The following is a 12634-nucleotide window of genomic DNA, read 5'->3' on the forward strand; positions in this document are numbered from 1 at the left end:
GGCCGGCCGGGAGCGCGGGCGGCTCGGCAGGGCGGCGCCTCAGCGCGCGACGGGCAGGCCCCGGGCGGCGGACGCGGACGCGGAGGCGGCGGCGTACCCGGCCAGGCCGTCGTAGCTCCGCTGGACGTGGGAGAGCGCGGCCAGCAGCCCGGCCGAGCCGGGGATCGGCGCACGGCCGCGCTCGCCCAGCCCGGCGATCGGCATCGAGCCGACCGAGGACCAGTACAGCCGCCCGTCCGGGCCCAGCGAGCTGCGCGTCCGCCCGGCGTTGTCGGGGTGCAGACAGTACGGCACGTCCAGGTAGCCGGCCGCGAACGCCCGGACCAGGGCCCGCCCGAGGTCGGCGTCCAGGTCGAGCACCGCGCCGATCAGCGCCCTGGCCTCGGCCTCGATCCCGGTGTCCGGCGGCACGGCGGGACGGCGGTCGGACGCCGGGAGCCGGGCCCGCTCCGCCCTGGCGGCCGCGGCGGCGGTCTCCAGCGCCCGGACGTTCTCGCCGACGGTCGGGATGCGGTGCGCCTCGGCCGTGGTCTTGACGATCAGCCGGGCCGCGCCGCCGCGCACCGCGAGCCGCGCCGCGTCCTCCAGCAGCAGCCGGGCACCTCCGGGCGAGCGCGGGTAGACACCCATGTAGGCGTACACCACCAGGTGCCAGTCGACGTCCGTGAGCAGTTCCCCCGCGATCCGGCCGAGCACGGCCAGCGCCTCCTCGTCCTGGCGGGCGTGGGCCTGCTGGGCGTAGCTGAGCGAGATGCTGCGCAGCCCGTGCCGGCGGAAGAACAGCGCCTCCAGCACGCTGACGGCGATCAGCAGCGAGGGCGGGCAGAGCTGGCCCATCAGGCAGCCGCCGAACGTCTCCAGGTGCGGCTCGGCACCGAACTCCCGTACGGAGGCCAGGAGTTCGCAGCCGCGCCGCCAGCGGGCCACCGCCTCGTGGAGCGGGGTGCGGCCGTACGGCAGGCAGTAGGAGACCGGTCCGCCCTCGGTGGCGTCCAGGCCGGCCGCCAGCAGCGCCTCGACGATCCGCTCCGGTGCGGCCGAGCCGTGCCGGACCTGCACCGGGAAGCCCGCGTCCACCACCCCGCGCAGCACCGCCCGGGTGATCTCGACCGGGTGGGTGGCGATCGGGTAGCCGTTCAGGCCCGCCCCGGCGGTCAGGGCGCGCCGGGCGGCCGCGAGGTCGCCGGTGCGGGTGTAGCTGTCCAGGGTGATGGTGCCGACGGTGACGGCGGCCGCGCCCCGGGTGGCGAGCAGGCCCGCCCGCATCGGGGCCGCCTCCGCCATGCCCATCCGGGGCTGGACCACCAGCGCGCCGGCCTCGGCGGCCTGCGCCACGAACGCGCCGAAGCCCGTCCGCCCAGGACCGGCCCCGGCGGAAGCCGTCACAGCAGCACCCCGGAGCGCAGCCCGCCGACGAACGCGCGGAACCCGGCCACCGCGGCGCCGTCCTCGAAGACCGCGTCGAACCCGGCCGCCAGCAGCGCGCGTTCGCGGTCCGGGTCGTCGGCCCCGGCGATGCCGAGCTTGCCGCCGATGACGGTCGGGGTGCTCCGCAGCTCCGGGCAGGCGCGGAGGGCCTCGATCACCCGCAGGCCCTCCTGGTGGCCGTGCCCGTTGACGCTGCTGACCACGATCAGGTCCGGTTCGGCCCGGCGGCATTCGGAGAGCAGCAGCGCGTCCGGGACGCACGCGCCCAGGTTCGTCACCCGGTGGCCCATCTCCTCCAGCAGGAACTGGAGGTACACCAGGTTCCAGGTGTGCGAGTCCGAGGCCGTCGTCGTCACGACGACGTCCAGACCGCCCGGACCGTTCTGTTCGGCATTTCCGTGCTCCACGGCTCCGCCCTCATCGGTAGTGATCCTCGATGGCGGTCCGTCGCGTCCTGCGCGGCGGCCCGGCCCCACGGAGAACGCTAGGAACGATCGGGCCCGGCAAGCGGCAGCTCCGGCGGCATTAAGCGGCAGAATCGGTCGGCCCGCGGCAGATCGGTTCAGCCCGCGGCAGGTTGGTTCAGCCCGCGGCCGCCAGCAGCGGGACGTCCCCGCCCGGCGCGAGCCGCAGCCCGGGCTCCTCCCGGACCAGCCGCCGGCACAGGTTGAGGACGGTGAAGCGCACGCCGTCCCGGGCGGGCACGCTGCGGATCAGCCCCCGCGACAGCAGTTCGTGCACCGTGGCCAGGCAGGTCTGCAACGTCCAGCCGCTGCGGACCACCGCGTCCTCCCCCGACCAGTCCCCCGGCTCGTCCACCAGCACCTCCAGCAGGGCGCGCTGACGGTCCGTCAGGCAGAGGATCGCCGGCTCCAGGTCGTCCCGCAGGTCACCGCGCGCGCCGAACACCACCGGCGGCGCCGCCAGCGTGAACGGGACGGCCGCCAGCCCGGCCACCAGCTGGGCGGTGGACCGCACCAGCGCCCAGCCCGCCGCCCGCTCCAACGCGCCCGGCAGGCCGTCCAGGCGGCGGCAGAGCTCAGCGACGGCGGGCGCCTCGGAGCGCTCCAGGGTGTAGCCGGGCCGCAGCCGGCACAGGTGCGAGAGCAGCAACCGGACGGCCCCGACCTGCGCCAACGCCTCGGGCTCGGCGTCGAGTTCGGGATCCGGTACGGGCAGCGGCGCGAGCGGGATGACCTGGCCGCCGGGCAGCGGCCGGGCCTCCCGGGCGGTGATCAGCACCCGCAGCCCGGGGCAGTGGCGGAACAGTCCGTCCAGCTGCCCGGCGTCCACCCCGCCGTCGGCGCCGTCCAGCACCAGCAGGGCGGGCCGCTCGCCGATGTCCCGGACGAGGTCGTCCAGCCGCCCGCGCCACGGGTGCGGGCCGCCACCGCAGTCCACCCAGCGCACCGACCAGCGGACGGCCAGGTGCAGCCGGCGGGCCACCTCCAGGGCGAGCCGGGTCTTGCCCACCCCGCCGAGGCCGACCAGCGAGACCAGCCGGTCCCCGTGCACGGCGAAGGCGTCGGCCAGCACCTCGGCCTCCGCCTCCCGGCCGACGATCGCGCCGCGCGCCACCGGCGGGGCGGCCGGCTCGTCCCCCGGCTCGTCCGCGACCTGCTGCCGGCGGGCGGCCTCCTCGAAGTCCGTCCGACTGCGGCCCTCCAGCCGCAGCGCGTCCGCCAGCAGCCGGACGGTCTCGTTGCGGGGCCGGCGCACCCGGCCGCTCTCCATGTCCCGGATCGCCCGCACGCTCAGGGTCGCGTGATCGGCCAGGCACTGCTGGGTCAGCCCGATCCGCTCGCGCCGTAGCCGCAGCAGCTCGCCGAAACCCGCCGCCGTTCTCACCGCTTGCACCGACAGCCCGCCGTCCATGCCTCGTCTGCCCTTCGTGGTCCGGACTCCTCCTGGCGTCGGGACCGGTGGCGGCGTCGGCCCCGGGTCCCGTACGCCCCGTGGTCCGGCCGTACGGGACCCGGTGATCAGGCCGTGGCCTCCGGACCGGTTCCCTCTGGGTCCCGATGCTCCAGGCTCGCCGTCTACGCCCGATCAACGGCCGATCACCGGCCCTACCCACGACCTTCACCCGGGCCTCACAGCCCGCCCGCCGCCGGGGCGGCCTCCCAGGCGCATCGGAGTGAACCGCGGCGCCACTCGGGCACGCCATTGCCGTTTATCGGATTTTAGGCACGCATACTACGCCCGTACGGTCACTGTCCGTATCGGGTCAACAACTCCTCACATCCGCTCCACGGTCCCCGTGCCCGTCACCACCGAGATCCACCCCGCGCCGTCCAGCTCACCGCCGTCCAACCCACCGCTGTGCAGCCCACCGCGTGACACCGGACCGCTCGACCGAAGGGAATCGTCATGAGGCGCTGTCCAGCCACCAGCGGACGCGAACGAAGTCGACACGGAAGGCGACCCGGGTTGGACACGCTCCGCGACCGCCTCATCGGGGCCGTGCTCACCCTCCTCCTCGCGTTCGCCACGGCGTCCGGCTCCTTCGCCGCACCCGCCGTGGCACACGCGCCGAGCCGGGACCCCCGCACCCCCGCCACCGCCACGCCGGCCGCCCCCGCCGACCAGCGGAACGGACACCACGGCGTCCGCCAGCAACCCGTGACCCTGGCGAAGACCGGCACCGACACCACCACCGGCAGCACCACCCAGGCCGCCCAGGGCGACACCGTCCGCTGGGTCGTCTCCGCGACCAACCCCGACGGCGCACCGGTCAGCACCACGGTCACCGACGCCATCCAGGGCGGCCCCGGCAGCACACCGCAGACCCAGTCCTACGTCCCCGGCTCGCTGCAGGTGCCGCCCGGCTTCACCAAGCAGTGGTCCACCGACGGCGGCACGACCTTCTCCGGCACCGACCAGGGCGCCGCCACCAACGTCCTCCAGGCCACCAACCCGACGCTCTCCTCCCCGGCCACCGGCCAAGTGGTCCAGATCCCGCCGCCGTTCACCCCGATCAACACCGCCACCGGCGGCGACGGCTTCACCCCCATCCGCTACACCGCCACGATCAACGGCGTCCCCACCCCCGAGATCTGGAACATCTACCACCACGGCTTCTCCAACACGGCCAGCGTGGTCTGCACCGACCTGCTCACCAACGGCCCCTGCCCGACCCCGACCGGAGCCCCCGCCACCTGGCCCCAGGCGCTGAACTCCTCGGCCGCCGACACGACCACCGGCGACATCGGCAGCACCCGCACCCCGACCTACGTGCAGATCGGCTCCCGGCTGTACTACGCCGCGATCAGCCGGGTCACCCAGGCGCTCATCGGCGTCGGCTGCATCGACCTCCAGGCCCAGACCAGCTGCGGCCTCACCCCGCTCCAGACCGGCACCGGCCTGGTCATCGGAGGCGTCGTCCAGGCGCCCAACCAGCTGATCTACGCGGTCTCCGGCACCGGCGAGATCCTCTGCTACGACCCCGTCGGCAACTCCTCCTGCGGCACCTTCAACATCGGCCTGCCGCCCAACGAGGGCCAGGTCGCCTTCAGCGGCGACTACGCCGGCATCATGCGGGTCATCAACGGCAAGATCTACGTCACCGACAACCAGCTGGCCCCGCTGCCCACCGTGATGTCCTGCTTCGACCCGTCGACGAACGCCGCGTGCACCGGCTGGGCCACCCCCAAGACCGTCGTCACCCCGACCGGCACCGAAGCCGCCCGCGCCGACAACGTCTTCGAGATGTACGACACCGCCGGCACCGTCACCGGCGTCTGCACGGCGGTCGGCGGCGTCGAACTGGCCGTCACCCCGCCCGTCGGCACCGTCGTCTGCTTCGACTTCGCCGGCAACCCCATCGCCGCACCCCCCGGCCTGCAGACCCTCCTCAGCACCAACGTCGCCCCCGGCGAATCCAACTTCCAGGTGCCGCTGACCATCACCGCCCCCAACGGGCACCTCGAAACCGAGTTCCCGTTCTGGATCTACCTCAGCATCTCCCCCACCTCCAACAGCTCCGAGTTCTGCTACGACTGGAACACCCAGGCCCCCTGCGCCCAGTACGGCACCAACGGCGTCGTCAACGGCCCGCCCAACGTCAACGGCGGCGACACCAGACCGTACGGCTTCGCCTACGACGGCCAGTGCAAGTACAGCCTCGGCGACACCGGCTACCTGTTCTCCATCGACCCGATCACCGGCGCCTCCCCCTGCCTGAAGACCAAGGCCCAGGGCAGCCTCAACCCCTCCGCGTACTACTGCGACGGGGCCACCGGGCACGTGAGGTCGTACGGAACGGTCAGCCTCCTCGGCCTCGACCCCACCACCGTCGACTTCACCCAGTCCTCGGTGACCGTCCTGGCCTCCGACGGCACCACCATCGGCACCTTCCCGTTCAACCCCACCACCGAGACGGCGGACATCTCATCCGTCCCGACCAGCGACTCACCGATCCAGGTGATCGCCAACCTCACCCTCGTCAACGGGTCGTCCTTCACCCCCACCAACCACCCGCAGATGCAGGTGACCTTCGTCGGCGACGCGCCGCAGATCTGCTTCGAGACCACGGTCTCCACCGACTGCTCCGTCACCTCCGTCTCCAACCAGGCGTCCGCCGTCACCAACGGCCAGCCGCCCGTCACCTCCAACACCGTCACCCTCCAGGTCACCCCGGGCGCCGACTGCGCGCCGAAGCTGGAGATCCTCAAGGAGGTCTGCACCTCCGCCAACGCCGCCGACTGCGGCCCCGGCGGCCCCGGACCATGGGCCAAAACCACCACCCTCGCCCCCGGCGGGACGGCCTACTGGCGCATCACCGCGACCAACACCGGCCCCGTCAACATCACCGGCATCACCCTGGACGACACCGTCACACCGTCCTGCGTGACGGCCGCCGGGACGTTCGACCTGGCAGCAGGCGCCTCCCAGCAGATCTTCTGCAACCTGCCGGGCGTCACCCAGTCGACGACGAACACGGTGACGGCCTCCTTCCCCGGCCCCGGCGGCACGCCGGTCAAGACGGGGCCGTCCGAGGCGAGTGCCGTCGTCCCGTCCCTGGCGATCAACAAGGAGGTCTGCACCTCGGCCAACGCCGCCGACTGCGGCACCGGCGGCCCCGGCCCGTGGGCCAAGACCACCACCGTCGCACCCGGCGGGACGGCCTACTGGCGGATCACCGTCACCAACACCGGCACGGTCAACATCACCGGCATCACGCTGAACGACACCGTGACGCCCTCGTGCGTGACGGCCGCCGGGACGTTCGACCTGGCGGCGGGCGCGTCCCAGCAGGTGTTCTGCAACCTGACCGGCGTCACGCAGTCCACCACCAACACGGTGACGGCCTCGTTCCCGGGCCCTGGTGGCACCCCGATCACCACGCCCCCGTCCGAGGCCAGCGTCGACGTCCCCTCGCTGGCGATCAACAAGGAGGTCTGCACCTCCGCGAACGCCGCCGACTGCGGCACCGGCGGCGCGGGCCCGTGGGCGAAGACCACCACGGTCGCGCCGAACGGCACCGCCTACTGGCGCATCACGGTGACCAACAACGGCCCGGTCAACATCACCGGCATCACTCTCGCCGACGCCATCACACCCGCCTGCGTCACAGCCGCCGGCACCTTCGACCTCGCCGCAGGCGCCTCCACACAGGTCTTCTGCAACCTGACCGGCGTCACCCAGTCAACCACCAACACCGTCACCGCCTCCTTCCCCGGCCCCGGTGGCACACCCATCACCACACCACCCTCCGAGGCCAGCGTTGACGTCCCCTCCCTGGCCATCAACAAGGAGGTCTGCACCTCCGCGAACGCCGCCGACTGCGGCACCGGCGGCGCGGGCCCGTGGGCGAAGACCACCACGGTCGCGCCGAACGGCACCGCCTACTGGCGCATCACGGTGACCAACAACGGCCCGGTCAACATCACCGGCATCACCCTCGCCGACGCCATCACACCGGCCTGCGTCACAGCCGCGGGGACGTTCGACCTGGCGGCAGGGGCCTCCACACAGGTCTTCTGCAACCTGACCGGCGTCACGCAGTCAACCACCAACACCGTCACGGCCTCGTTCCCCGGCCCCGGTGGCACACCCATCACCACACCACCCTCCGAGGCCAGCGTCGACGTCCCCTCGCTGGCCATCAACAAGGAGGTCTGCACCTCGACCAACCCGGCCGACTGCGGCACCGGTGGCGCGGGCCCCTGGGCGAAGACCACCACAGTCGCCCCGAACGGCACCGCCTACTGGCGCATCACGGTCACCAACAACGGCCCCGTCAACATCACCGGCATCACCCTCGCCGACGCCATCACACCCGCCTGCGTCACAGCCGCCGGCACCTTCGACCTCGCGGCAGGCGCCTCCACACAGGTCTTCTGCAACCTGACCGGCGTCACGCAGTCAACCACCAACACGGTCACGGCTTCCTTCCCCGGGCCTGGCGGAACACCGATCACCACACCGCCCTCCGAAGCGAGCGTCGACGTTCCCTCGCTGACGATCAACAAGGAGGTCTGCACCAGCACCAACCCGGCCGACTGCGGTACCGGCGGTGCGGGCCCGTGGGCGAAGACCACCACCGTCGCGCCGAACGGCACCGCGTACTGGCGGATCACGGTGACCAACAACGGCCCCGTCAACATCACCGGCATCACCCTCACCGACTCCGTGACGCCCTCGTGCGTGACGGCCGCAGGGACGTTCGACCTCGCCGCAGGCGCCACACAGCAGATCTTCTGCAACCTCCCGGGCGTCACCCAGTCCACCACCAACACCGTCACCGCCTCCTTCCCCGGCCCCGGTGGCACACCCATCACCACACCACCCTCCGAAGCGAGCGTTGACGTTCCCTCGCTGACGATCAACAAGGAGGTCTGCACCAGCACCAACCCGGCCGACTGCGGTACCGGCGGTGCGGGCCCGTGGGCGAAGACCACCACCGTCGCGCCGAACAGCACCGCCTACTGGCGCATCACGGTGACCAACAACGGCCCGGTGAACATCACCGGCATCACCCTCACCGACGCCATCACACCGGCCTGCGTCACAGCCGCCGGCACCTTCGACCTCGCGGCAGGGGCCTCCACACAGGTCTTCTGCAACCTGACCGGCGTCACACAATCCACCACCAACACCGTCACCGCCTCCTTCCCCGGCCCCGGCGGCACCCCGATCACCACGCCGCCCTCCGAGGCGAGCGTTGACGTCCCCTCGCTGGCGATCAACAAGGAGGTCTGCACCTCCGCGAACGCCGCCGACTGCGGCACCGGCGGCGCGGGCCCCTGGGCGAAGACCACCACCATCGCCCCGAACGGCACCGCCTACTGGCGCATCACGGTGACCAACAACGGCCCGGTGAACATCACCGGCATCACCCTCACCGACGCCATCACACCGGCCTGCGTCACAGCCGCCGGCACCTTCGACCTGGCAGCCGGCGCCTCCACACAGGTCTTCTGCAACCTGACCGGCGTCACTCAGTCAACGACGAACACGGTCACGGCTTCCTTCCCCGGGCCTGGCGGAACACCCATCACCACACCGCCCTCCGAAGCGAGCGTCGACGTTCCGTCGCTGGCCATCAACAAGGAGGTCTGCACCTCCGCGAACGCCGCCGACTGCGGTGACGGCGGCCCTGGCCCCTGGGCCAAGACCACCACCATCGCGCCAAACGGGACGGCCTACTGGCGGATCACCGTCACCAACAACGGCCCGGTGAACATCACCGGGATCACGCTTAGCGACTCCGTCACACCGGCCTGTGTGACAGCTGCGGGGACATTCGACCTGGCGGCAGGGGCCTCCCATCAGGTGTTCTGCAACCTGCCAGGCGTCACGCAGTCCACCACCAACACCGTCACGGCCTCCTTCCCGGGACCTGGTGGCACCCCGATCACCACGCCCCCGTCCGAAGCGAGCGTCGACGTCCCGTCGCTGACGATCAGCAAGGAGGTCTGCACCTCGACCAACCCGGCCGACTGCGGCCAAGGCGGCACGGGCCCGTGGGCCAAGACCACCACGGTCGCCCCGAATGGGACGGCGTACTGGCGGATCACGGTGACCAACAACGGCCCGGTGAACATCACCGGCATCACCCTCGCCGACTCCGTCACACCGGCCTGCGTCACGGCCGCCGGATCGTTCGACCTGGCGGCAGGGGCCTCCAAGCAGGTCTTCTGCAACCTGACGGACGTCACCAAGTTGACGACCAACACCGTCACCGCCTCCTTCCCCGGCCCCGGCGGCACCCCCATCACCACACCCCCGTCCGAAGCGAGCGTCGACGTTCCGTCCCTGACCATCAACAAGGAGGTCTGCACCAGCACCAGCCCGGCCGACTGCGGCGAGGGCGGCGCAGGCCCCTGGGCCAAGACCACCACGGTCGCGCCGAACGGCACCGCCTACTGGCGCATCACCGTCACCAACAACGGCACGGTCAACCTGACCGGCATCACCCTCACCGACTCCGTGACGCCCTCGTGCGTGACGGCCGCCGGGACGTTCGACCTCGCCGCAGGCGCCTCCAAGCAGGTCTTCTGCAACCTGACGGACGTCACCAAGTTGACGACCAACACGGTGACGGCCTCCTTCCCCGGTCCTGGTGGCACCCCGATCACCACACCGCCCTCCGAGGCCAGTGCCGACGTTCCGTCGCTGACGATCAACAAGGAGGTCTGCACCTCCGCGAACGCCGCCGACTGCGGCGAGGGCGGCGCAGGCCCGTGGGCGAAGACCACCACGGTCGCGCCGAACGGCACCGCCTACTGGCGGATCACCGTCACCAACAACGGCACGGTCAACCTGACCGGCATCACCCTCACCGACACGGTCACGCCCTCGTGCGTCACGGCCGCCGGCACCTTCGACCTCGCCGCAGGCGCTTCACGGCAGGTGTTCTGCAACCTGACGGACGTCACCAAGTTGACGACCAATACCGTCACCGCCTCCTTCCCCGGCCCCGGCGGAACACCCATCACCACACCCCCGTCCGAAGCGAGCGTCGACGTCCCGTCGCTGACGATCAACAAGGAGGTCTGCACCAGCACCAACCCGGCCGACTGCGGCGAGGGCGGCCCCGGCCCCTGGGCCAAGACCACCACGGTCGCGCCGAACGGCACCGCCTACTGGCGCATCACCGTCACCAACAACGGCACGGTCAACCTGACCGGCATCACCCTCACCGACACGGTCACGCCGTCGTGCGTCACGGCTGCCGGGTCGTTCGACCTGGCGGCAGGGGCCTCCCATCAGGTGTTCTGCAACCTGACGGGCGTCTCCCAGTCGACGACGAACACGGTAACGGCGTCCTTCCCCGGCCCTGGTGGAACACCCATCACCACACCGCCCTCCGAGGCGAGCGTCGACGTTCCGTCGCTGACGATCAACAAGGAGGTCTGCACCTCGACCAACCCGGCCGACTGCGGTGACGGCGGCTCCGGCCCCTGGGCCAAGACCACCACGGTCGCCCCGAACGGCACCGCCTACTGGCGCATCACGGTGACCAACAACGGCCCGGTCAACATCGCCGGCATCACCCTCACCGACTCCGTGACGCCCGCTTGTGTCACGGCTGCCGGATCGTTCGACCTGGTGGCAGGCGCCTCCAAGCAGGTGTTCTGCAACCTGACGGACGTCACCAAGTTGACGACCAACACGGTCACGGCTTCCTTCCCCGGCCCCGGCGGCACCCCCATCACCACACCCCCGTCCGAAGCGAGCGTCGACGTCCCGTCGCTGGCCATCGACAAGGAGGTCTGCACCTCGACCAACCCGGCCGACTGCGGTGACGGCGGCGCCGGGCCGTGGGCGAAGACCACCACCGTCGCCCCGAACGGCACCGCCTACTGGCGGATCACCGTCACCAACAACGGCACGGTCAACCTGACCGGCATCACCCTCACCGACTCCGTCACACCAGCCTGCGTGACAGCCGCGGGGACCTTCGACCTCGCCGCAGGTGCCTCCAAGCAGGTCTTCTGCAACCTGCCGGGCATCACCAAGCTGACGACCAACACCGTCACCGCCTCCTTCCCCGGCCCCGGCGGAACACCCATCACCACACCCCCGTCCGAGGCCAGTGCCGACGTCCCGTCCCTGACCATCAACAAGGAGGTCTGCACCAGCACCAACGCCGCCGACTGCGGTGACGGCGGCCCCGGCCCCTGGGCCAAGACCACCACCCTGGCGCCGAACGGCACCGCCTACTGGCGCATCACCGTCACCAACAACGGCACGGTCAACCTGACCGGCATCACCCTCACCGACACCGTCACACCGGCCTGCGTGACAGCCGCGGGGACCTTCGACCTCGCCGCAGGCGCGTCGAAGCAGGTCTTCTGCAACCTGCCCGGCGTCACCCAGCCGACGACGAACACGGTGACGGCGTCCTTCCCCGGTCCCGGCGGCACCCCCATCACCACACCGCCGTCCGAGGCCCGCGTGGACGTGAGCGGCACCAACGTCCCGTCGCTGAGCGTCGACAAGGAGGTCTGCCAGTCCGACAAGTCCGGCGACTGCGGTGAGGGCGGCGCCGGGCCGTGGGGCAAGGAGGTGACCCTGCACAAGGGCGGGGCGTCCGAGGAGCCGTGTGCGCCGGACAAGTGCCAGGCGTTCTGGCAGATCACGGTGACCAACACCGGCACGGTGGATCTGACCGGGATCACGTTGAACGACCGCCAGGAGGTGTCCTGCACGGTGGCGGCCGGGACGTTCGATCTGGCCGCGGGGCAGACGAAGAAGTTCTACTGCTCCAGCCTGATCGGTGAGGACACCGTCAACACGGTCACCGCCTCGTACGTGCCGCCGAACTCGCCGCCCGGGACCGAGCCGGTGACCACTCCGCCGTCGTCCGCGCTCGCCCGGTGCACGCCGCCGTGCGAGAAGGAGGAGTGCCACGAGCACAAGCCCGGCCATGAGAACGGCAACGGGAACGGCAGTGGCCACGGGAACGGGAACGGCAACGGCCATGGCCAGGGCCAGGGCCCGGAGCACGGCACCACCGGTCCCGCCGAGCACCCGCAGGGCGGGCACCAGCAGCACCACGAGGGTGGGCCGCTGCCGGACACCGGCTCGTCGGTCCGGCCCTACGCCGCGACCGGTGCGGCGCTGGCCGGTCTCGGTTCGGTGCTGGCCCTCCTGGTCCGGGCGCGCAGGCGTCGGGCGGGCGGGGTGAGCGAGTGAGCCTGACGAGGCCGGACCGGTCCTGACGGGCCGAGGGCGGTGGCCCGGGAGGAAGTCCTCC

General features: G+C 71.7%; 4 protein-coding genes. 1 reads left to right on the plus strand and 3 read right to left on the minus strand.

Annotated features, from left to right (window positions below; translation table 11 throughout):
• Positions 1–39: 39 nt before the first annotated feature.
• The 3 genes from ACFU6K_RS14335 to ACFU6K_RS14345 form a co-directional block, all read right to left on the minus strand.
• Positions 40–1386 carry a methylaspartate mutase gene (locus tag ACFU6K_RS14335; RefSeq protein ID WP_380663055.1) on the minus strand — a complete coding sequence of 449 codons (1347 nt, stop codon included), beginning with the start codon at positions 1384–1386 and terminating at the stop codon, positions 40–42.
• Positions 1383–1835, minus strand: coding sequence for a cobalamin B12-binding domain-containing protein (locus ACFU6K_RS14340; RefSeq protein ID WP_380663057.1), 453 nt, complete (start codon positions 1833–1835; stop codon positions 1383–1385). The genes ACFU6K_RS14335 and ACFU6K_RS14340 overlap by 4 nt, the downstream gene beginning before the upstream one ends.
• A gap of 175 nt (positions 1836–2010) precedes the next feature.
• The gene (locus ACFU6K_RS14345) at positions 2011–3276 is read right to left on the minus strand and encodes a helix-turn-helix domain-containing protein (protein ID WP_380663058.1); all 1266 of its coding nucleotides are present in this window, start codon (positions 3274–3276) and stop codon (positions 2011–2013) included.
• 582 nt (positions 3277–3858) lie between these two features.
• Between ACFU6K_RS14345 and ACFU6K_RS14350 the strand changes: the two genes are divergently transcribed.
• On the plus strand, positions 3859–12573 hold the full coding sequence (locus ACFU6K_RS14350; protein WP_380663060.1) for a hypothetical protein: 8715 nt from the start codon (positions 3859–3861) through the stop codon (positions 12571–12573).
• The last annotated feature ends 61 nt before the right edge of the window (positions 12574–12634 follow it).

The sequence above is a fragment of the Kitasatospora sp. NPDC057512 genome, assembly GCF_042802135.1.
Lineage (GTDB): Bacteria > Actinomycetota > Actinomycetes > Streptomycetales > Streptomycetaceae > Kitasatospora.